Here is a 21,637-nt window from a genome sequence, read left to right on the forward strand (position 1 = left end):
CAGAGTTGGTTCGATCAAAGTCTGCTTGCATTCTACAGGGATCGAAGGCTTGCAGGACCAAGGGCCTACAGGATCGAAGGCCCGGCTCGGCGGAGCGCGTCACCGCCCCGCGCCCGCCCCGTCCGTGCCCAGCCAGTCCGCCAGCTTGCCGCCGTGGCCCACGGCGCGCAGGCGTCGTTCCGCGGCGTCCCGGACGGGGTCGGTGGCGACGACGAGGAGTTCGTCCCCGTGCCGCAGGACCGTGGTCGGCAGCGGGACAAACGATTTTCCCTCGCGGACGACGAGGGTGACGGCCGCTCCGGCGGGCAGCCGCAGCTCGGCCACCTCGACGCCGTGCATCTTGGAGCCGTCGGGAATGGCGACCGACAGAAGATGTCCGCGCAGTCGCTCCAGGGGCGCCGACTCGATGCCGAGGTCGGCGGCCTCGGCGTCCCCGCCCAGGCGCAGCTTGCGGGCCAGCCAGGGCAGGGTCGGGCCCTGGATCAGGGTGTAGACGACGACCAGCACGAAGACGATGTTGAAGATGCGGCGGCTGGCGTCGACGCCCTCCACCATGGGGATCGTCGCCAGGATGATGGGCACCGCGCCGCGCAGCCCGGCCCAGGACATGAGGGTCTGCTCCTGCCAGGGCACCCGGAACGGCGTCAGGCAGACCACCACGCTCAAGGGCCGCGCCACCATCGTGAGCACCATGCCGATGACGAGGGCGGGCCAGATGTCGTCGCCGAGTTCGTGCGGGGTGACCAGGAGGCCGAGCAGCACGAACATGCCGATCTGGGCGATCCAGCCGAGCCCGTCGGCGAACCCGCGCGTGGCGGGCCAGTGCGGCAGCTTGGCGTTGCCCATCACCATCGAGGCGAGGTAGACACCCAGGAAGCCGCTGCCGTGCGCCAGCGCGCCACCCGCGTACGCGGTGACGGCGATCGCCATGACGGCGATGGGGTAGAGGCCGGAGGCGGGCAGGGCGACGTGCCGCAGGCCCCAGGCGCCCAGCCAGCCCACCGCGAGGCCGATGGCGGCGCCGATGGCCAGCTCCAGCGCTATCTCGCCGATCAGCGCGTACCAGTGGTCGACCGGGCCCGCCGTGGAGAAGGCGACGACCAGGATGACGACGGGGGCGTCGTTGAAGCCGGACTCGGCCTCCAGGGTGCCCGTCACGCGCGCGGGGAGCGGGATCTTGCGCAGCACGGAGAAGACCGCGGCCGCGTCCGTCGAGGAGACGACCGCCCCGATGATGAGCGCCTGGCGCCACTCCAGCCCGATCAGGAAGTGCGCGGCCGACGCCGTGACCCCGACGCTCACCCCGGTGCCGACCAGTGCCAGCGCGGTGGCGGACGGCAGGACGGGCTCGACCTCCTTCCACTTCGTGCCAAGACCGCCCTCGGCGAGGATCACGACCAGGGCCGCGTATCCGATGACCTGGGTCAGTTCGGCGTTGTCGAAGTGGATGTCGCCGATGCCGTCCTGTCCCATGGCGACGCCGATCCCCAGGTACACGAGCAGGCTGGGGAGTCCGCTGCGCGAGGAGATCCGGACCGCGGCCACGGCTACGAGCAGGACGAGCGAGCAGACGAACAGGAGCTGGTTGAGGTGGTGGACAGTCAGCGGCCGTTCCCTTCCCTGGCTCACGCGCATCCCGCGCGGGAGCTCACGTACATAGGACACGAGCCCATGGAGCTCCGCATCCAGGTACTTCGTTACCTTACCTAACTCTTGACGATTCCTTGACACTCGGCGAGGCATGATCGAACGCTCGTCCGCGCTCGTTGCGGACACCGCGTCAAGGGGCTGTGGGCCCTGCGCCTATGGTTGCTCCAGCGCTCAGTCACATGGACCAGCCCGCCTGCCGCTCGCGGAAGGACAGCAAGGACAGCGATGCCCCCCAACACCACCGCCTCAACGGGTCGCAAGGCCCGCAAGTCCGGCAGGAAGAAGGGGCGCAAAGCCCGCCTTGTCGTCCTCGTCCTGGTGCTGGCCATCATCGGAGGCGTCGCCTACGGGGCGTACTGGTCGATCAGTACCGTCCGTGCGTCCTTCCCGCAGACGAAGGGCTCCATCACGCTCGACGGTCTGTCAGGACCCGTCGACGTCAAGCGTGACGGCTACGGCATCCCCCAGATCTACGCCTCCTCCGACGAGGACCTGTTCATGGCGCAGGGCTATGTCCAGGCGCAGGATCGGTTCTACGAGATGGACGTGCGCCGGCACATGACGTCCGGGCGCCTGTCGGAGATGTTCGGCAAGGACCAGGTCAAGGACGACGAGTTCCTGCGCACCATGGGCTGGGACCGGGTCGCCAAGGAGGAGTACGACACCAAGCTGTCGGCCTCCACCAAGAAGTACCTCCAGGCCTACTCCAAGGGAGTCAACGCCTACCTCAAGGGCAAGGACGGCAAGGACATCTCCCTGGAGTACGCCGCCCTGGGCTTCGTCAACGACTACAAGCCCGAGCAGTGGACCCCGGTCGACTCCGTGGCGTGGCTGAAGGCGATGGCCTGGGACCTGCGCGGCAACATGGACGACGAGATCGACCGTGCCCTGATGACCAGCCGGCTCGGCCCCAAGCAGATCAAGGACCTGTACCCGGAGTACCCGTACAGCCGCAACCAGGCGATCGTCCAGGAGGGCCAGTACGACGAGCTCACCAAGACGTTCGAGCAGGGCGACAGCGGCACTTCCGGGACGTCCACGAGCGGTACGACGGGCTCGTCCACCTCGTCGGCGGGTTCGGCCCTGGAGAGCCAGCTCTCGGGCCTCTACGACGTCCTGGACGACGTCCCCACGGCCGTCGGCGTGAACGGCCAGGGCATCGGCTCCAACTCCTGGGTCGTGGCCGGGAAGTACACCATCACCGGCAAACCGCTGCTGGCCAACGACCCGCACCTGTCGGCCTCGCTGCCGTCCGTCTGGTACCAGATGGGCCTGCACTGCCGCACGGTCTCCGCCAAGTGCCAGTACGACGTGACCGGTTACACCTTCTCGGGCATGCCCGGCGTGGTCATCGGCCACAACCAGGACATCGCCTGGGGCATGACCAACTCCGGCGTCGACGTCACCGACCTCTACCTGGAGAAGCTCAGCGGCGACGGCTACCTGTACGACGGCACCGTGAAGCCCTTCAAGTCCCGTACCGAGACCATCAAGGTCGCCGGCGGCGACTCCAAGAAGATCGTCGTCCGCGAGACGAACAACGGCCCCCTGCTGTCCGACCGCGACAGCGAGCTGGTGAAGGTCGGCAAGAAGGCCACCGTCGACACGGCCGCGCCCGACAGAGGCGACGGCTACGGCATCGCCCTGCGCTGGACCGCGCTGGACGCGGGCACCACCATGGACGCCGTCTTCGCCATCGACAAGGCGTCGAACTGGACCGAGTTCCGCTCGGCGGCCGCCAAGTTCGACGTGCCCTCGCAGAACCTCGTCTACGCCGACACCGACAACCACATCGGGTACACGCTGCCCGGCCGGATCCCCATCCGCGCGAAGGGCGACGACGGTTCGATCCCCGCGCCGGGCTGGGACTCCAAGTACAAGTGGACCGGCTTCATCGAACAGGACGAGCTGCCCTACGAGTTCGACCCGGAACGCGGCTACATCGTCACCGCCAACCAGGCCGTCATCGACCCGGACAAGTACCCCTACACGCTCACCACGGACTGGGGCTACGGCACCCGCAGCCAGCGCATCACCGACCTGATCCAGTCGAAGATCAAGGGCGGCGGCAAGATCTCCACCGACGACATGCGCCAGATGCAGCTGGACAACAGCAGCGAGATCGCCAAGCTGCTCGTCCCCAAGCTGCTGAAGCTCGACATCGACGACAAGGACGTCCGCGAGGCGCAGGAGCTGCTGGAGGGCTGGGACTACACCCAGGACGCCGACTCGGCCGCGGCCGCCTACTTCAATTCGGTCTGGCGCAACATCCTCAAGCTCGCCTTCGGCAACAAGCTGCCCAAGGAACTGCGGGTCGAGGGCCAGTGCCTGTGGGTCGACCCCGTCAACGACACCGGGCCCGTGGACGACACCCAGAAGGTCAGGGAGTGCGGTCAGCGCGACGCCGACCAGGCGCAACCCGACGGCGGCGACCGCTGGTTCGAGGTCGTGCGCAACCTCATGAACGACCCCAAGAGCGACTGGTGGACCACGCCCAAGTCGGGCACCCGGCCCGGCGCCACCGACAACCGTGACGACCTGTTCAAGCGCGCGATGATCGACGCCCGTTGGGAGCTGACCGCCAAGCTCGGCAAGGACATCGACACCTGGAGCTGGGGCCGGCTGCACCGCCTGTTCCTGAAGAACCAGACCCTCGGCACCAGCGGTCCCGCCGTCGTGCAGTACATCCTCAACCGCGGCCCCTGGAAGCTCGGTGGCGGCGAGGCGACGGTCAACGCCACCGGGTGGAACGCCGCCGGCGGTTACGGCGTCGTGTGGGTGCCGTCGATGCGCATGGTGGTCAACCTCGACGACCTCGACAAGTCGAAGTGGATCAATCTCACCGGCGCCTCCGGGCACGCCTTCAGCGCGCACTACACCGACCAGACGAGCAAGTGGGCCGACGGCGAACTGCTGCCGTGGTCCTTCTCGGACAAGGCCGTCGACGACAGCACGAGCGACACGCTGGTCCTGAAACCGTGAGCCGCCCGCGGTAAGCGGCTACGACCTCAAAGGGCCCTCCACGCACGCGTGGAGGGCCCTTCGGCGTATCCCGCAGGACGTCACCCGCCGCTGCCCCGCTACCGGAAGCGGTGCACCGCCGACGGCGTCACCGCGGCGTGCACCGGCCGGTCGTGCTCCTCCGCCGGAACACGCTCGACGACCTCCGTGTCGTAGAGGAGCACCACCAGCGCGGGACGGACGTCCGCGCGCTCCAGGCGCGCGAGCACCCGGTCGTACGACCCTCCGCCGCGTCCCAGCCGCATCCCGCGCGCGTCGACCGCGAGGCCGGGCAGCAGCACGGCGTCCGCCTCGGTGACGGCGTGCGGGCCGAGACGTGTGCCGGTGGGCTCGAACAGGGCCATCTTTCCGCCGTGTTGGACCCGGGCGAGGGAGCCCTCGCCGGCGTAGGAGCCCCAGTCCAGGTCGTTGTCCGGCAGGAGCGCGGGGAGCAGCACCCGCACGCCCCGCGCGTGCAGCGCGTCCAGCAGCGCGAGCGTTCCGGGTTCGCTGCCCACGGAGACGTACGCCGCCACCGTGCGCGCGTGCGCCAACTCGGGCAGTTCGAGCGCGCGCGTGGCCAACTCGCCCGCGGATTCCCGCACGTCATCCGCCGTCAACCTGTTCCTCACCGCGAGGAACTCTCGCCGCAACATTTGCTTGCCAGGCTCGGCCGCACGTCCGATGTGACTCACAGGTCGCACCCGTACCCTTCCTAATGCGCTCATATGAGAGCTAATTAACCGGAGCCACAGATTCACTGCAAAGGCACCGGATAAGGTTACGGACATGACTCAGTCGCACCCCAGGATCAGCAAGGCTGTCATTCCCGCAGCCGGCCTCGGCACCCGGTTCCTGCCGGCCACGAAGGCCACTCCCAAGGAGATGCTGCCCGTCGTCGACAAGCCGGCGATCCAGTACGTGGTCGAGGAGGCCGTGTCCGCGGGCCTCGACGACGTCCTCATGATCACGGGGCGCAACAAGCGTCCCCTGGAGGACCACTTCGACCGCAACTACGAGCTCGAGTCCGCCCTTCAGAAGAAGGGTGACGCCAGCCGGCTGGCCAAGGTCCAGGAGTCCAGCGACCTCGCGACCATGCACTACGTGCGCCAGGGCGACCCCAGGGGTCTCGGTCACGCCGTGCTCTGCGCGGCCCCGCACGTGGGCCACGAGCCCTTCGCGGTCCTGCTCGGCGACGACCTGATCGACCCGCGCGACCCGCTGCTCGCGCGCATGGTCGCGGTCCAGGAGCAGCACGGCGGCAGCGTCATCGCCCTCATGGAGGTCGAGCCGGAGCAGATCCACCTCTACGGCTCCGCGGCCGTCGAGCCCACCGCGGACGGCGACGTCGTCAAGGTGACCGGCCTGGTCGAGAAGCCCGACCCGGTGGACGCCCCGTCGAACTACGCGGTCATCGGACGCTACGTCCTCGACCCCCACATCTTCGACATACTGCGCAAGACCGAGCCGGGCCGCGGCGGCGAGATCCAGCTCACCGACGCCCTCCAGCAGCTCGCCCAGGACGAGAAGGTCGGCGGCCCGGTGCACGGCGTCGTCTTCAAGGGCCGCCGCTATGACACCGGCGACCGCGGCGACTATCTGCGTGCCATTGTCAGACTCGCGTGCGAACGTGAAGATCTGGGCCCGGACTTCCGGACCTGGCTTCGCAGTTACGTAGCCGAGGAGATGTAGCGATTTGAGCAGCGCCGCGCCCCGCACCGCCGGCCCGGACCACCTGTGGTCGGTGGAGGAACACCTGGAGGACATCCTCGCCACCGTCCGCCCCCTCGAACCCATCGAGCTGAACCTGCTGGACGCCCAGGGCTGCGTCCTCGTCGAAGACATCACGGTGCCTCTGTCGCTGCCGCCCTTCGACAACAGCTCCATGGACGGGTACGCGGTACGGGTCGCGGATGTCGCGGGCGCGAGCGAGGAGTTCCCCGCCGTCCTGGAGGTCGTCGGCGACGTCGCGGCGGGCCAGGCCGACCTGCTCCACGTGGGCCCGGGCCAGGCCGCCCGCATCATGACCGGCGCCCCGCTGCCGCCCGGCGCCGAGACCGTCGTCCCCGTCGAGTGGACCGACGGAGGCCTCGGCGAAGGACCGGTGACCGGGATGCGCGCCCGCAGCCTGGCCCCCGAGGCCGCCGAGGGCCATGTGCACGTGTACCGGCCGGCCGAGGCACGCGCGCACGTCCGCGCGAAGGGCAGCGACGTGAAGGCCGGGGACCGCGCCCTGGACGCGGGCACCGTCCTGGGCCCGCCGCAGATCGCCCTGCTCGCGGCGATCGGCCGCGGCACGGTACGCGTGCGCCCGCGTCCACGCGTGGTCGTCATGTCCACCGGCAGTGAACTCGTCCAGCCCGACGAGCAGTTGGGCAGCGGCCAGATCTACGACTCCAACAGTTTCGCCCTCACCGCGGCCGCCATCGACGCCGGAGCCATCGCCTACCGGGTGGGTGCCGTCGCCGACGACGCCGAGACCCTGCGCGCCACCATCGAGGACCAACTCGTCCGCGCCGACCTCCTGGTCACCACCGGCGGCGTGAGCGTCGGGGCGTACGACGTCGTCAAGGAAGCGCTGTCCCACGTCGGCGACGAGGACGCGCCGGGCAGCGGCATCGAGTTCCGCAAGCTTGCCATGCAGCCGGGCAAGCCCCAGGGTTTCGGCTCCATCGGCCCCGACCACACCCCGCTGCTCGCCCTGCCGGGCAACCCGGTGTCGTCGTACGTCTCCTTCGAGCTGTTCGCGCGGCCCGCGATCCGCGCGCTCATGGGGCTCGACGACATCCACCGGCCCAGGACCCGGGCCACCCTGACCGCGGCCAAGGCGCTGACCTCGCCGAAGGGGCGCCGGCAGTTCCTGCGGGCCACGTACGCCGACGGCTCGGTGAGCCCGGTCGGTGGTGCCGGATCGCACCTGGTCGCGGCCCTCGCGCACGCCGACGCGCTGATCGTCGTACCCGAGGACGTGGAGTCCGTGGAGCCCGGCAGTGAGGTCGAGGTCGTCCTGCTGGGCTGAGCCCACGCGTGCGTGCCGGTCGAAGAGGCCGTGCTGGTCCGTTGTCCGCGCCGACTTGGCGGTACCGTGTCGCGCACAACAGGCCCGCGCGCCGCATCGCGACGGGCCCGGACCGGGAGCGCCACACGCCATGAGCACGCAGGACCGTCTGACCCACATCGACGACGCGGGTGCCGCCCGCATGGTCGACGTATCCGGGAAGGACGTGACCGCCCGGACCGCCCGCGCCAGCGGGCGCGTCCTCGTCTCGCCCCGCGTGATCGAACTGCTGCGCGGTGAGGGCGTCCCGAAGGGCGACGCGCTGGCCACCGCGCGGATCGCGGGGATCATGGGCGCCAAGCGCACACCGGACCTCATCCCGCTCTGTCACCCGTTGTCGGTGTCCGGTGTGAAACTGGACCTGTCGGTCGCGGACGACGCCGTGGAGATCCTGGCCACCGTGAAGACCACGGACCGCACGGGCGTCGAGATGGAGGCGCTCACCGCGGTCTCCGTCGCCGCGCTCACCGTGATCGACATGGTCAAGGCGGTCGACAAGGGAGCGGTCATCACAGACGTGCGCGTGGAGGAGAAGACGGGCGGCAAGTCGGGCGACTGGAGCCGGTCATGAGCCTCGACGCGCCCATAGGCGGTGCCCTTGCCGCGCCCTACAGCGCCCTCGTCGTCACGGCCTCCAACCGGGCCGCGGCCGGGGTCTACGAGGACAAGGGCGGTCCGCTGATCGCCGAGGGACTCAAGGGCCTGGGCTTCGCCGTGGACGGGCCGCGGGTCGTGCCCGACGGCGACCCGGTCGAGGCCGCGCTGCGGGCGGGCACCGAGGCCGGCTACGACGTGATCGTCACCACCGGCGGCACCGGCGTCTCGCCCACCGACCGCACGCCGGAGGCGACCTGCCGGGTGATCGACTACGAAGTACCGGGCATCGCCGAGGCCGTCCGGGCGTTCGGACGGGAGAAGGTGCCGACCGCCGCGCTCTCCCGGGGACTGGCCGGGGTGGCCGGTCGGACACTGATCGTCAACCTGCCGGGTTCCACCGGCGGGGTGAAGGACGGTCTCGCCGTCCTGGAACCCCTGCTGGTGCACGCCGTCGACCAGATCCGGGGCGGCGACCACCAAAGACCCGGCGTCACCAGTGGGGGTGCGAGCTGAACAGCCCATCCTGGCCCGCCGTGCTGGCGGACGGCGACATCGTCCTGAGGCCGATAAAACTGCGTGACCAGCGCGCCTGGCGCGAGGTCAACCGGCGCAACCGGGACTGGCTGCGCCCCTGGGAGGCGACCATTCCGCCGCCCACGCCCAGCGGGCCCATCGCGCACCGGCCGACCTACCGCCAGATGGTCCGGCATCTGCGGTCCGAGGCGAACTCGGGCCGGATGCTGCCGTTCGTCATCGAGTACCAGGGGCGCCTGGTCGGGCAGTTGACGGTCGCCGGGATCACCTGGGGCTCGATGTGCTCGGGCCATGTCGGCTACTGGGTGGACGAGTCGGTGGCCGGGCGCGGTGTGATGCCGACGTCCGTGGCGCTCGTCGTGGACCACTGTTTCCGCACCGTTGGTCTGCACCGCATCGAGGTCTGCATTCGCCCCGAGAACGGACCCAGCCGCCGCGTGGTGGAGAAACTCGGATTCCGCGAGGAGGGGCTCAGGCCGCGTTATCTCCACATCGACGGAGCCTGGCGCGACCATCTCGTCTTCGCGCTCACGGCGGAAGAGGTCCCCGACGGGTTGCTGAACCGCTGGCAGCGGGCACGCTCTCAGCGGAACCCGCAGAACACGCCGGGGAATCCCGGATAGGTCCGGCGATAGGGCCGGCGTTAGACCCAGAAATTGAATAAGTGTTCGAAATTGATCGCTCGGCGACCGCCTGAAGGCATTAATTTCGCGCCCTCGGTGGGCTGCTGATCGCATCGGTCACAAAAAAAGTTCGAAATATCAGCCAGATCGTGCGACACACCGGCTCAATTGGCAGATGGCCTCACGCAAACCCCTCTACCGTGTGAGGCGTGAGCAGCAGCGGCCTCATCTACGCAGTCATTGTCGGGGCCTGGGCCGCCTACTTGGTGCCGATGTGGCTCCGTAGGCAGGACGAGCTGAACGAGGCCCGTCCGACGGAACGCTTCAGCACAGCCATCCGGTTGCTGTCCGGACGGGCGGGCATGGAGCGCCGGTACGCCAAGGACCTGCGCGCGCGCTCCACCGAAGAGGGGGAGCCCAGCGCCGACGCTCCGGACGTCGTCACCGACTCGGTGGACGTCCGGGCCTTCGCCATGCCTCCGGCGCGCGCCCAGGTGCGCGCGGACGTGAAGGCGCCGGCGGCAGGCACCGGGTCGGCACAGGCGCCGAGTCCCAAACCCGCCCGTACATCCGGTCCCGCATCGAGTCATACGTCCGCTCCCGCGTCCGGTTCCGCGCCGGCGCGCGCGTCCCACTCCGCACCGGCGCCCGCATCCGGCTCCGCGCCGGCACGCAAGCGCGTCCCGGCCGCCCGGCGTTCGGCCGCGGCCGAGGCGGCCGCCGCACGCGCCCGACGTACGAAGGTGCTCGCGCGCCGTCGGCGTACCACCGTGATGCTCTTCCTCGCCTTCACGATGGGCACGATCGTCGCGGCGGTCGGGGGACTGGCGTTCCTGTGGGCGCCGGGTGTGCCCGCGATACTGCTGAGCGGCTACATCGTGTACCTGCGCTCCCAGGAGCAGCGCCGGTTCACCTACCAGATGGACCGGCGCCGGGCCGAGGCCGCCGCGCAGCGGCTGCGGGAGCGGCAGCGCCAGCCGCGCCGACGGGCCACCGCGGAGGCCGAGGCCGAGTCGCCGGAGGGTGCGCCAGAGCAGGAACTGGATCCCGGCATGTCGGCGCTCGCCGCCGACCGTCGCGCCCTCGTCGAGCAGACCGACCACGCCGAGTGGGTCGACCAGCAGCGCGAGCGCCAGCGGCGGCCCGGACACGGCGACAGCTGGGACCCGGTGCCGGTGCCGCTGCCGACGTACGTGACCGCGCCGGTCGCTCCGCGGGCCACCTCGGACGTGGACCTGGGGGCGCCGGACGCGTGGAGCTCGGCGCGGTCGAGCTCGGTCGCCGGGGGCCAGGAGGCGGAGGCCGGTTCCGGTGCCGAGCCCGGCGCGGACGCCCACCTGGATCCCGCCGACGACCAGGCGGAGACGGAGACGGACGACGAGGGCCGCAGCGACGCCCGCCGGGCCGCGTCCGCGAGGCGTGCGCGGGAGCGCGGGCGTACGCCGCTGTTCGACCAGTACGAGGACGGGGAGCGGCCCCGGGCCGCCAACGAATAGGCCGGCCCGGGGCGCTCGCCCTCCGCATCCGCCCCCGCCCCCACCTGTGCCGCGGCCGTCTGCCGGGCCCGGGAACGGATTTCCAAGCACGCGGACCGGGATGCTAGAGTTTCACTCGTTGCAAGGGCCTGTGGCGCAGTCTGGTAGCGCACCTCGTTCGCATCGAGGGGGTCTGGGGTTCAAATCCCCACAGGTCCACCGCAGCTCAGAGCCCCAACCGGTTTGGTCCGGTTGGGGCTCTTTGGTGTCGTACGGGCGATGCCCCGGACACCCTCATCGGCGTGCCCGGGGCGGTGTGACCTCAGCAGATGGACATGGTGTTGAAGTCGTACGTCGCCGCGTTCGGGAATCTCCAGATGGTGTTGGAGTTGGCAGGGGCGCGGTACGTGCCCACGTTGGGCCCCGTGAAACGGACTTCGGCTCCGCCCGTCTGGTTGTTGAGCACAGAGAGCGCGTCGATGAAGTTCGAGAGCGACCGCGAACCGCACCTGTACAGGTGGAAGATGCTCTGCTTGCCGTCGCCCTGACCGACCGAGATACAGGCGATGCCTGAGGCCAAGGCGCAAATCTTGAGCGCCTGGTCAGCATTGTCACCACCTTGTACGTCCCGCTGCACATACTCGCCTGAGTACAAGGGGGAGATCCCCGGCGTCCACGCGGTGGCGGCGGCCTGTGCCGGTGCCTGCGCGGCCAGCGGAAGAAGGAACGCGGCGATCAGCGTCGCGACCGTCGCAGCCGCTCGTTTTCTCAGTCCCATGGGGTCTCCTCTGTAGTCTTGATCGACGACCCGAACCGTAGACCGCACCAGGGACGTCGTGACCCTGACAGCTATCAGGGTGGGTCGGCTCGGGGCGCGCAAGCGGGTGTGCAGCGCCTGCCAAGGGCCGTACCGCCCGTCGGGATCAGGGCCGCGATGACGGCTACCGCCGCGCAGCACGTCGTGGTCAGGGCGAGGGCGGGCCAGGGGAGTCGGAGCGGGGTCCATACCGACTGGCGGGCCAGGGCCGTCCACATGCCGAGCAGGTTCAGGGCGGCGACCAGCAGGCCCAGGAACGCGCCCAGTGCCACCGTCGTCAATGACTCCGCCGTGATCAGACGCAGGAGTTGGCCCCTCGTGGCGCCCGTCAGGCGGAGGGTCTCCAGGTCGCGCAGCCGGTCGGTGGCCGCCATGACCAGGGTGTTGGCGAGGGAGATGCCGGTGTAGAGGAGGGCGATCCCGAGGACGAGGAGGAAGCCGAGGCGGGTCGTGCGGTCCGTTCCGGCGCCCAGGCCGACCGAGGGGGAGGGGGCTGTGCGTCGTAGCCAGTCGGCCCTCGTGAGGATCTCGGCTCCGGTGCCGTTCACCGCCTTCCGCAGCTCCGCCGCCACCTCGCTCGCACTCCCGCCCGCCCGTACCTTCACCTCGACCCGGTCGACGGGGGCGCGCGGGGCGTTGGCCGGCGTCACGTACGCGCCGTTGTCCCCGGTGCCGACCGGCATCACGGCCGCGATGCGCAGGGACTTCCGGGTGCCGTCGCCCAGCCAGACGCTCACGTGCCGGCCCACGGTGTGCCTGGCCCATTCCTCGTTCACGATGATCGAGTCGTCGTCGAGGTCGGTGACGCGGCCGGCGGTCAGCGGCAGGCGCACGGTCGCGGCGAGGGCGTGCGGATCGGCCGCGCGCGCCTGCGACTTGATCAGGGCGACTCCGTCCTCCACGTAGTGGACGGAGGTCGTCGCCGTGGGGGAGACGACCGTGTGGGGGACCGTGCGCAGGCGGCGCAGAGTGGTCGGGGTGAAGCCCGTTCCGGATGGTGGGGTGAGGACGAAGTCGGCGACCGTCCGCTCCCGAGCCTCCGTCGCCCGTGCGCCCTCCAGCGTCGCGGTGGCGCCCAGCAGGGAACCGGTCAGGGCCACCGTGACCAGGACGGGGGCCGCGACGGCGGCGGTACGGCGGACACCGGCGGCGGCGTTCTCGCGCACCAGCATGCCGACGGCGCCGGGCAGCCGGACGACCAGCCGGACCAGGGGGCGCACCACCGCGGGTGACAGCAACGCCACCGCCGTGATCAGCAGCATCGGGCGGCTGACGTACGTCTTGCGGTGCAGCAGGTCACCCGGGTCGGTGAGCAGGGCGAACGCCTGCGTGGCGACGGCCGCGAGCAGCAGAGCCGTACCGGACAGGAGGCGGCCGCCGGTCAGGGGCGCGGTGTCCACCGACGCCTCCCGCAGCGCGTCCACCGGGCTGGTTCGGCCCGCCCGGCGGGCCGCGGCCAGCACTCCGCACAGCGAGACCAGTACGCCGGTCCAGAAGGCCAGGTGGTACGGCCAGATGTGGTCGCCGATCGCGAACCACGCCGGTGCGAGACCGCCGTCGACCACCCGGGACGCCAGATGCGGGGCGGCGTACGCCCCCAGCGCGCAACCCGTGGCCGAGGCCGCGACGCCGACCAGCAGTGCCTCCGCGCAGACCGTGCGGCGGAGTTGGGCCGGGGTCGCGCCGGCCAGGCGCAGCAGCCCGAACTCCCGGCGCCGCTGGGCGACCGCGAAGGCGAAGGTGGACGCCACGACGAACACCGACACGAACCCGGTGACCCCGCCGGCCGTGCCGAACAGGGCGTTGAGCGCGGTGAGGGCCTCGGCGTCACGGTCGGGGTCGGCGTCCGCGAGGCGCCGGGCGTCGCCGGTGAGCACCCGCGCGCCTGAGCCCGTTGTTCCGCCTGTCCCGGTCACCGCCCGTACGCCGGAACCCGTTTCGCGCGCACCGGTCACCACCCGCCGTACCGCCCCCGCGTCGGCGTCCACCACGAGTTGCGTACTCACCGGCGAGAGGCGCGCGGCCCGGGAGTCGGTGTAGAAGAGGGCGTTCTCGAAGGAGCGGGCGCCAACCGTGCCGCCCACGCCGACCGTGCCGCCCACCTCAACCGTGCCGACCACGTGGACCCGCCCGAAAGCGGTCCACACCTGTCGGCCCACCTCCGTCCAACTCCCGGTCGCCACCACCTCGTCGGCGGCGCGGGGCGCGCGCCCGGCGGTGAGTTCGTACGGGGCGTACGCCGCCGTCGACCACGGGTGGCCGACGAGGTCGCGGGGGCCGTCCGCGGTGGGTACGGCGAAGGCGCGGTCCTCGGTGACCCTGCCCAGGTGGCGCAGGGCGGCGATCGTCCGCGCCGGGACCGGGCGTGGCAGGGCGAGTTGCTCGGTGCGGACGCCGTTCGGGGTGCGGACGCGCAGGGTGTCCTGCCCCTTCACCACCACCTCGGCCGCCGCGAACCGTTCCGGCCGGCGCTCGGGGGCGTCCAGGGAGGCGGCGAGGGACTGGCCCATGACGGCGATCAGCGCGACGCCGAGCGCGAGGGCGACGAAGCTGCCGACGAAGGTGACCCAACGCGTGCGCAGGGTCTGGACGGTGACCGTCAGCACGGCACGGCCTCCAGCGTCGTCATGCGGGCCGCGATGTCGGCCGCGGGGGCACCGGCCAGTTCGCCGTGCACGCGGCCGTCCACCAGGAACACCACGCGGTCCGCGTACGACGCGGCGACCGGGTCGTGGGTGACCATCACGATGGTGCTGCGGCTTTCCGTGTCGACCATGGCGCGCAGCAGGGCGAGTACGTCCCTGCCGGTCCGTGAGTCGAGGGCGCCGGTCGGTTCGTCGGCGAACAGGACCTCGGGGCGGGTGATCAGGGCGCGGGCAAGGGCGACGCGTTGCTGCTGGCCGCCGGAGAGTTCGCCGGGGCGGTGCCGGGCGCGGTCGGTGAGGCCGACGCGGGCCAGGGCCGCCCGCACGTCCGCCTTCGGCACGCGGCGGCCGGCCAGGCGCAGCGGGAGGGCCACGTTCTGTTCCGCCGTCAGGGACGGGAGGAGGTTGAAGGCCTGGAAGACGAAGCCGACGCGTTCACGGCGCAGGAGGGTGAGGCGGTGTTCGGTGAGTGTCGTCAGTTCCGTTCCGCCGAGCCGGACCGAGCCCGAGGTGGGGCGGTCCAGGCCGGCCGCGCACTGCAACAGCGTGGACTTGCCCGAGCCGGACGGGCCCATCACGGCGGTGAAGGTGCCTTGCCCGAAGGCGAGCGACACGCCGTCCAGGGCGGTGACTTGGCCGTCTCCCGACCCGAACGTCCGCCGCACGCCTTGTAGTTCGATCGCGCTGGACCGCATCCGACCCTCTTCCCGTATGCCCGCCCGTACGACCGTCGTCGGCAGGTGGGATCAGCGAACCGCGGGACGGGCCGGTCGATCACTGCGGCAGGGACGAGACTTGGGGTAGGGCCAGGCATACCTCCCGGCCTCGCCCAGGACGGATGGCCCGGCGCGCCCGTCGCTCCTACCGTGATCCTCATGACTGTGTGGCGGGCGCTCCGAGGGCGCGGGTACCTGTGGTCGGCGTGGCCGTGGCGGGCGTTGGCGTACCTGGGCAGCGGGGCGCTGTTCGGGATCGTCGTCCTCGTGGTGATCGGCTGCGGAGCCGTGCTCGGGGGCGCCCTCGCCGTCGTACTCGTCGGACTGCCGCTGCTAGGGCTGACCGTGCTGGCCGGGATACCCGTGGCCGCGGTCGAACGGTGGCGGTTGCGGCTGGTGGGGGTCCGTGCGGAGCCCGCCGGGCGGCATCGGGTGCCGGAGCGGGCGGGGTTGGGGGCGTGGCTGTCGACGCGGTTGCGGGAGGCGGCGACCTGGCGGGAGTTGGCGTACGCCGTGCTGGTCGGGGTGGTGCTGTGGCCGCTCGACGTGCTGGTGGTCGTCCTCGCGGTGGGGGTGCCGGGGCAGTTGGTGGCCGCGCCCGTGCTGGTCGGTGTCCAGGGCGAGGCGAAGGTGGTGAAGGTGTGGGCCGTCGACACGCTGCCCGGGGCGTTCGCGGTCGCCGCGCTCGGGGTGGTGCTGCTCGCGGCAGGGGCGTACGCGCTGGGGGTGTTCGCGGGAGCGCGTGCCGAACTCGCGCGTGCCATGGTCGCGCCGCCGGTCCGTGCGGAGGACAGCGTGCGGGTCACCGAACTCGTGCGCTCCCGCGTGCGGTTGGTGGACGCCTTCGAGGCGGAGCGCCGACGGATCGAGCGCGACCTGCACGACGGGGCTCAGCAGCGGCTCGTCGCCCTCACCATGACCCTCGGGCTCGCCCGCCTCGACGCCCCGCCGGGACCGCTCGCCGAGCAACTCGCCAAGGCGCACGAGGAGGCCGGACAAGTGCTCGCCGAGCTACGGGAGTTGATCCACGGCATCCATCCCAAGGTGCTCACCGACTACGGACTGGAGGCCGCCGTCGCCGACGCGGCCGACCGCAGTCCGGTGCCTGTCGACCTCTCCCTGGACCTCGAACTCGGCCTGGACGGACGGCGGTTGCCCGGGGCGGTCGAGTCCGCCGCGTACTTCGTCGTCTGCGAGGCGCTCGCCAACGTCGCCCGGCACAGCGGGGCGCGCCGGGCCGAGGTGGGTGGGGAGTACGAGGGCGGGCGGCTGGTGCTGCGGATCGGGGACGACGGGCGCGGGGGCGCCTCGCCGGGGGCCGGCAGCGGGCTGACCGGGCTCGCCGACCGGGTGTCGGTGCTCGATGGCAGACTCACCCTGTCCAGCCCGCCGGGCGGACCGACCCTGCTGCGTGTGGAGATCCCTTGCCGACCGACCGACCGCTCCGGGTAGTCCTCGCCGAGGACAGCGTGCTGCTGCGGGACGGACTGACCGGGCTGCTCACGCGCTTCGGGCACGAGGTCGTCGCGGCCGTCGGTGACGCGGACGCGCTGCTCACGGCGGTCGCCGCGCAGGGTCCGGACGGGCCGGACGTGGTCGTGACGGACGTACGCATGCCGCCCGGCTTCCAGGACGAGGGGTTGCACGCGGCGCTCCAACTGCGCGCGGAGCGGCCGGGGTTGCCGGTGCTGGTGCTGAGTCAGTACGTGCAACGGGCGTACGCGGCCGAGCTGTTGGACTCCGGGGACGGGACCGGGGTCGGGTATCTGCTCAAGGACCGGGTGGGGCAGGTCGAGCAGTTCGTGGACGCGCTCCGTGACGTGGCGGACGGTGGCACGGTCGTGGACCCCGAGGTGGTGCGGCAGTTGCTGCGCCGGCGCCGTGATCCGCTGGCTCGGCTGACCGCGCGGGAGCGGGAGGTGCTGGCGTTGATCGCGGAGGGGAAGTCGAACGGGGCGATCGCGCGGGCGCTGGTGGTGTCGGACGCGGCCGTCGGCAAACACATCGGCAGCATCCTCACCAAGCTGGACCTGCCACCGGCGGACGACGCGCACCGGCGGGTGCTGGCGGTGCTGGCGTATCTCAGGGCGTGAACACCCTTACGGGTTCAGGGGTTTGGCGAAGCACCGGCTGTCCTCGTGGAACCGGTAGTAGCCGAACTTCTCGCACGGCTCGTACCCGCTCGACGTGTACAGGGCGATCGCCTCCGGCTGCTTGGTCCCGGTCTCCAGAACCATCCGTCGCCGCCCCGCCACGCGCGCGTCCTCCTCCAACGCGGCCAGGATGCGCCGGGCGAGCCCCAACCCCCGTGCCCGCTCGACCACGTACATCCGCTTGAGCTCGGCGTCGCCGTCGAGGTTGCCCTCGCCGTTGGCGTCCTTGGCGCGCCAGCCGCCGGTGGCGATCGCGCTGTCGTCCTCGTCGTACGCGATGAGGTAGACGCCGTTGGGCGGTTCGAAGTGCGTCGGGTCCATGACGGTGGCGTCGCCGCCGTCGCCGTAGCGGACGTGGTACTCGGCCTGGACCTGGTCGTTCAGCTTCACGGCGTCGGGGTGGTCGAAGGGGACCCGGCGTATATTCATGTCGAAGATCGTACACCTATGCACAGAGTGGGGCATCTGACTGTCCCCAGTGTGCCGGTATCGTTCCCGCGTGCTCACTGTGACGACCGCCAACGTGAATGGATTGCGTGCCGCCGCGAAGAAGGGCTTCGTGGAGTGGCTCGCCGGGACCTCCGCCGACGTGCTCTGCCTCCAGGAGGTGCGCGCCGAGCCGGAGCAGTTGCCGGAACACGTCCGCACCCCCGACGGCTGGCACGTCGTGCACGCGCCGGCCGCCGTGAAGGGCCGCGCCGGTGTCTCGCTCTACACCCGCCGCGAGCCCGACCGCGTCCGGGTCGGCTTCGGGTCGGCGGAGTTCGACACGAGCGGGCGGTACGTCGAGGCCGACCTGCCCGGTGTCACGGTCGCCTCCCTCTACCTCCCCTCCGGCGAGGTCGGCACCGACCGCCAGGACGAGAAGGTCCGCTTCATGGGCGAGTTCCTGGCCTACCTCAAGGAACTGCGCGAACGCGCCGCCGCCGACGGCCGCGAGGTCGTCGTCTGCGGCGACTGGAACATCGCCCACCAGCCGGCCGACCTCAAGAACTGGCGCGCCAACCAGAAAAGCTCCGGCTTCCTCCCGGAGGAACGCGCGTGGCTGACCCAGGTCTTCGACGCGGCGGACGGGGGGTACGTCGATGTGGTGCGGGCTCTGCATCCGGAGGTGGAGGGGCCGTACTCGTGGTGGTCTTATCGGGGGCGGGCCTTCGAGAACGATTCAGGTTGGAGGATCGACCTCGCCGTAGCGACTCCTGGGCTCGCCAAGCGGGCGGTCAAGGGGTACGTGGAGCGTGCGGCCAGCCACCAGGAACGATGGTCGGACCACGCTCCCGTAACAGCAGTATTCGACCTGTGAGGAGAATGATGCGGGGCGCACAGGATCCGCACGCCCCGCTCGTCTCAGCGTAGGTGTTGATGGGGCAGGGAGCCGTCGACGGTGAACGTCAGCCGTGAGGTGTCTGGACCGGCGAGTCGGGCCGGTCCACCGCCAGGTCGTCCTTTGCGTACCGTGACTCGAACGCCGTCCTTGAGGAGTTGCTCCCGTGTCACCTCGGCGTCAGTGGCAAACACTTCGCGGTAGCGGCTGACGGCGTAGTCGTCCAGCCAGCTGGCGCGGATCGCGGCAGCAGCGGGACATGTCGTGCCGCGGGCAGAAGCACGGCAGACGTAGTCGCCGTAGGCGTAGGCCGTCCTCGTGGCGAAGTACATGCGGCCTCCACACCCGGCGCAGTGCGCGACTCCGATCAACAGAGACGTTTCCCGGCGCTTGGGGTGAATCCCGTTCGACCGGGTGTCGAGGACCTCTTGGAGAGCGCCGAATTCTTCCTCGGTGAGCAGAGGAGGACCGATCAGCACGGAAGTGCCCTCAGCGTCCCGGACGGTCTTCCCTTTGTGCACCCGGTGCCCCATCAGCGCCGGCGTGCGGAGGATTTTGGACAAGCTGCCTGCTGTCCAGCGGAATCGTTCGAAGTCCCGCCCGTGGCGCCGCCCACCCGTGGGGCGTCCTTGAAGCTGGGCGTGGCGATCGCGTGGCACCGGAACGCATGCGGCTTCGAGCTTGCGGGCGATGGCGACGAGAGAAAGCCCCGAGTGCACGTCGTCCACAATCGCGCGTACAACGGTGACGGTCTCCGGGTCAGGAGCGAGACACCAGCCGATACCGGAGGGATGCGAGGCCTTCTTGTACCCGAAGGGGACAAGGCCGCCGCCGTATCGGCCTGTCGCACGCAGTACTTCGTGGGCGCTGGTGAGACGAGCGGAGATGGCACGAGCTTCCTGTTCGGCGGCGTACGCCAGATTCATGCAGTGGCGGACGGTGTCGCCGTCCACCTGTGGAGTGACTACGAGCGGCCGTTGTTCCTCGGGCATCGCGAACACGAGTGTCGTCGCCTGCTTGTGGCCCCACTCGATCAACTCGGACATATGGCTGACGGATCTTACGGCGCGGTCCACATGTGACCACACGATGGCGTCGTATTCGTGTGGTCGCCGCAGCCAAGACGACAGGGACGGCCTCTCGAAGGGAGAAATCGTGCGCGCGGACACCCCGAGATCTGTCGCTTCGGCGATCAGTGTGAAGCCCAGACGCTCGGTGCACAGCCGGATTGACGCACGCTGCCTTCCGGGCGAGGTGGTGACTTGGGTCAGGGTGCTGAGACGTACGGCTCCCAGCGCTCGCCGGCGTTCGTTAGAAGGCGAACTCGGTTGCGACGGCTGAGGACTAGCCTTGGACATGTCGGCGCTCCGTGAAGTGTCGGCCGCGCCCCGGGGCTGCTGGAACAGCCGCCGGGGCCTTTTCGATCTCACTGTCGGAGTGCGAACCCGAGTCCGTTTACGTTTTGGGTGAAAGTGCCCCGATGGAGTGAATCGGGGCTACAAGGTCACTCTGCTCTCCGATCTCCGGTAAGCGCTCAAGCCCCCACGGCAAGGAAGTCCCGCGCGCCGGTAGGCGGGACGCGTCGAGTCCGTCGCGCCCGGCGATGAGCGTGCCGAGTTCGTGGCGGCTCATGGCGTCGGTTCCTGCCAGGTGGTGGATGCCGTGTGCGTCGGATGCTGCGAGTTCCAGGAGGGCGGCGGCCAGGTCGGTGACGTGGACGGGGCAGCGGATGTCGTCGGTGAACAGGACGCCCTTTCGGGTGCCGGTCGCGAGGTCGTGTACCGCGCGTACGTGCACGGACCGCAGGTCGCCGATGATCAGCGACGTACGGGCGACGACGGGGTCCGGATGGACGAGGCGAACACCCGTCTCCGCCGCGGCTTTTGCCGCTCCGTAGGGGGTGACGGGGTCGGGGAGGCAGGACTCGTCGTAGTGGACGCGGGTGCCGGAGAACACCGCGTCGCTCGATACGTGGACCAGGCGGCAGCCGTGCTTCGCCGCGGCCATCGCCAGATGGACAGGGCCCTCGGCCGTGATCGCCCAGTCGGGTCCGCCGCTCGTCGCGTTGACGACGAGGCTCGGGCCGACCGCGGCCACCACGGCTGCGACGCGCTCGGCGTCCCGCAGGTCCAGGGCGTGCCAGGTGATCCCCGGAGCGCTGCCGGGCCTGGTCGTGAAGGTCGCGTCCGTCGCGTGGCCGGCCGCTGTCGACCGGTGGACCAGTTCGGCGCCCAGGAACCCGTTGCCTCCGATGATCAAGACTGTCACGTGCCCCCCAACCGCCCCCTGTTCAAAGGGCGTCGAGTTCAGTCCCGCTTCCGCAACCGTCGGTCCAACGCCAGTGACAGTTCCGCCTCCACCACGCTTCTCGCCAGCGGGCGCAGGCGTTGGAGGTTTTCTTCCGGGCCGTGGCGTAGGACCAGGGTGGCGAACATCTCGGCCAGGATGTCGACGTGTTCGCGGACCTGTTTGCCGGCGGCCAGGACGTCGGCGAGGGGGATGCCCTCGCGGACCAGGGCGGAGGAGACGTCCAGGAGGCGGCGGCTGATGTGGACGATCTCGTCGCCGTCGGTGCCGAGGTAGCCGAGTTCCATGGCGGCGGCGAGGTTCTCCGTGGTGACCTCGCCCTCGAAGCGGGCGGCGAGTTCCTCGGGGGTGAGGCGGACCGGCTCCTCCTCGGTGGGGCCGCCGACGCCGAGGAGGTCGGCCACGTCCCGTCCGTGGTCGAGGGCGTCGGCCAGTTCCGCGATGCCGTTGAGGGTGTGACCGCGTTCCAGCAGGGTCGAGATGGTGCGCAGGCGGGCCAGGTGGTGCTCGTCGTACCAGGCGATGCGGCCCTCGCGGCGGGGTGGCCGGATCAGTTTGCGCTCGCGGTAGAAGCGCAGGGTGCGCACGGTGATGCCGGCCTTCTCGGCCAGCTCCTCCATGCGGTATTCGGTTCGTCGTCCCTCGGCCGCTGTCACGTCGTGAGCCTATGTCGTACCGGCGGTAACTTTCCTTCCGCCGACCCCTACCCATGAGTACGGAGCTGCTCTACGCTCCGAT

General features: G+C 70.6%; 19 protein-coding genes and 1 tRNA gene. 11 read left to right on the forward strand and 9 right to left on the reverse strand.

Going from position 1 to position 21,637, the window contains the following annotated elements; translation table 11 throughout:
- Positions 1-99: 99 nt before the first annotated feature.
- Positions 100-1,635, reverse strand: coding sequence for a potassium/proton antiporter (locus ACIP6U_RS14485; protein ID WP_401716999.1), 1,536 nt, complete (start codon positions 1,633-1,635; stop codon positions 100-102).
- Between the two features lie 240 nt (positions 1,636-1,875).
- On the opposite strand from ACIP6U_RS14485, the gene ACIP6U_RS14490 reads away from it, so the two are divergent.
- The gene (locus ACIP6U_RS14490; RefSeq protein WP_401716468.1) at positions 1,876-4,632 is read left to right on the forward strand and encodes a penicillin acylase family protein; all 2,757 of its coding nucleotides are present in this window, start codon (positions 1,876-1,878) and stop codon (positions 4,630-4,632) included.
- 98 nt (positions 4,633-4,730) lie between these two features.
- Here ACIP6U_RS14490 and ACIP6U_RS14495 read toward each other — a convergent pair whose 3' ends face one another.
- Positions 4,731-5,345 carry a 5-formyltetrahydrofolate cyclo-ligase gene (locus tag ACIP6U_RS14495; protein ID WP_401716471.1) on the reverse strand — a complete coding sequence of 205 codons (615 nt, stop codon included), beginning with the start codon at positions 5,343-5,345 and terminating at the stop codon, positions 4,731-4,733.
- A 94-nt stretch (positions 5,346-5,439) separates the two neighbouring features.
- Between ACIP6U_RS14495 and galU the strand changes: the two genes are divergently transcribed.
- From galU to ACIP6U_RS14530, 7 genes are all read left to right on the forward strand, one after another.
- A complete protein-coding gene (gene galU / locus ACIP6U_RS14500) occupies positions 5,440-6,342 on the forward strand; it encodes a UTP--glucose-1-phosphate uridylyltransferase GalU (RefSeq protein ID WP_401716474.1) in 903 nt (300 codons plus the stop codon).
- 4 nt (positions 6,343-6,346) lie between these two features.
- On the forward strand, positions 6,347-7,669 hold the full coding sequence (glp, locus tag ACIP6U_RS14505) for a gephyrin-like molybdotransferase Glp (protein WP_401716477.1): 1,323 nt from the start codon (positions 6,347-6,349) through the stop codon (positions 7,667-7,669).
- A 130-nt stretch (positions 7,670-7,799) separates the two neighbouring features.
- Entirely contained in the window at positions 7,800-8,279 is a 480-nt protein-coding gene (gene moaC / locus ACIP6U_RS14510; protein ID WP_124003858.1) for a cyclic pyranopterin monophosphate synthase MoaC, read from the forward strand.
- Positions 8,276-8,818, forward strand: a complete 543-nt coding sequence (locus ACIP6U_RS14515) for a molybdenum cofactor biosynthesis protein B (RefSeq protein ID WP_401716480.1) — start codon at positions 8,276-8,278, stop codon at positions 8,816-8,818. The genes moaC and ACIP6U_RS14515 overlap by 4 nt, the downstream gene beginning before the upstream one ends.
- A gap of 20 nt (positions 8,819-8,838) precedes the next feature.
- Entirely contained in the window at positions 8,839-9,462 is a 624-nt protein-coding gene (locus ACIP6U_RS14520; protein ID WP_401716483.1) for a GNAT family N-acetyltransferase, read from the forward strand.
- Between the two features lie 209 nt (positions 9,463-9,671).
- Entirely contained in the window at positions 9,672-10,958 is a 1,287-nt protein-coding gene (gene glpR, locus ACIP6U_RS14525; protein WP_401716485.1) for a gephyrin-like molybdotransferase receptor GlpR, read from the forward strand.
- Between the two features lie 124 nt (positions 10,959-11,082).
- Positions 11,083-11,156, forward strand: a tRNA-Ala gene (locus tag ACIP6U_RS14530).
- 103 nt (positions 11,157-11,259) lie between these two features.
- Here the strand turns inward: ACIP6U_RS14530 and ACIP6U_RS14535 are convergent.
- The 3 genes from ACIP6U_RS14535 to ACIP6U_RS14545 form a co-directional block, all read right to left on the reverse strand.
- Positions 11,260-11,715: a hypothetical protein gene (locus ACIP6U_RS14535; RefSeq protein WP_401716487.1), complete on the reverse strand. Its 456-nt coding sequence runs from the start codon at positions 11,713-11,715 to the stop codon at positions 11,260-11,262.
- Between the two features lie 74 nt (positions 11,716-11,789).
- Entirely contained in the window at positions 11,790-14,360 is a 2,571-nt protein-coding gene (locus ACIP6U_RS14540) for an ABC transporter permease (protein ID WP_401716489.1), read from the reverse strand.
- Complete coding sequence (locus ACIP6U_RS14545; protein WP_401716492.1) at positions 14,354-15,094, reverse strand: ABC transporter ATP-binding protein; 741 nt, start codon at positions 15,092-15,094, stop codon at positions 14,354-14,356. The genes ACIP6U_RS14540 and ACIP6U_RS14545 overlap by 7 nt, the downstream gene beginning before the upstream one ends.
- A 180-nt stretch (positions 15,095-15,274) precedes the next feature.
- On the opposite strand from ACIP6U_RS14545, the gene ACIP6U_RS14550 reads away from it, so the two are divergent.
- Both ACIP6U_RS14550 and ACIP6U_RS14555 read left to right on the forward strand, forming a co-directional pair.
- Entirely contained in the window at positions 15,275-16,567 is a 1,293-nt protein-coding gene (locus tag ACIP6U_RS14550) for a sensor histidine kinase (protein ID WP_401716494.1), read from the forward strand.
- The gene (locus tag ACIP6U_RS14555; RefSeq protein WP_401716497.1) at positions 16,540-17,208 is read left to right on the forward strand and encodes a response regulator; all 669 of its coding nucleotides are present in this window, start codon (positions 16,540-16,542) and stop codon (positions 17,206-17,208) included. Before ACIP6U_RS14550 ends, ACIP6U_RS14555 begins: the two co-directional genes overlap by 28 nt.
- A gap of 6 nt (positions 17,209-17,214) precedes the next feature.
- Here the strand turns inward: ACIP6U_RS14555 and ACIP6U_RS14560 are convergent, their stop codons facing one another.
- Complete coding sequence (locus ACIP6U_RS14560; RefSeq protein WP_401716500.1) at positions 17,215-17,697, reverse strand: GNAT family N-acetyltransferase; 483 nt, start codon at positions 17,695-17,697, stop codon at positions 17,215-17,217.
- Positions 17,698-17,767: 70 nt separating this feature from the next.
- Here ACIP6U_RS14560 and ACIP6U_RS14565 point away from each other — a divergent pair, with 70 nt between their 5' ends.
- Positions 17,768-18,571, forward strand: a complete 804-nt coding sequence (locus ACIP6U_RS14565) for an exodeoxyribonuclease III (protein WP_401716503.1) — start codon at positions 17,768-17,770, stop codon at positions 18,569-18,571.
- A gap of 44 nt (positions 18,572-18,615) precedes the next feature.
- On the opposite strand, the gene ACIP6U_RS14570 is transcribed toward ACIP6U_RS14565, so the two are convergent.
- From ACIP6U_RS14570 to ACIP6U_RS14580, 3 genes are all read right to left on the reverse strand, one after another.
- Positions 18,616-19,950 (reverse strand): recombinase family protein, encoded by a 1,335-nt coding sequence (locus ACIP6U_RS14570; protein WP_401716506.1) that lies wholly within the window; start codon positions 19,948-19,950, stop codon positions 18,616-18,618.
- 97 nt (positions 19,951-20,047) lie between these two features.
- Complete coding sequence (locus tag ACIP6U_RS14575) at positions 20,048-20,860, reverse strand: SDR family oxidoreductase (protein ID WP_401716509.1); 813 nt, start codon at positions 20,858-20,860, stop codon at positions 20,048-20,050.
- A 38-nt stretch (positions 20,861-20,898) separates the two neighbouring features.
- Positions 20,899-21,519 (reverse strand): MerR family transcriptional regulator, encoded by a 621-nt coding sequence (locus ACIP6U_RS14580; RefSeq protein ID WP_401717002.1) that lies wholly within the window; start codon positions 21,517-21,519, stop codon positions 20,899-20,901.
- Between the last annotated feature and the right edge of the window lie 118 nt (positions 21,520-21,637).

The organism is Streptomyces sp. NPDC088794 (assembly GCF_044750545.1).
In the GTDB taxonomy this organism is placed as follows: Bacteria; Actinomycetota; Actinomycetes; order Streptomycetales; family Streptomycetaceae; genus Streptomyces.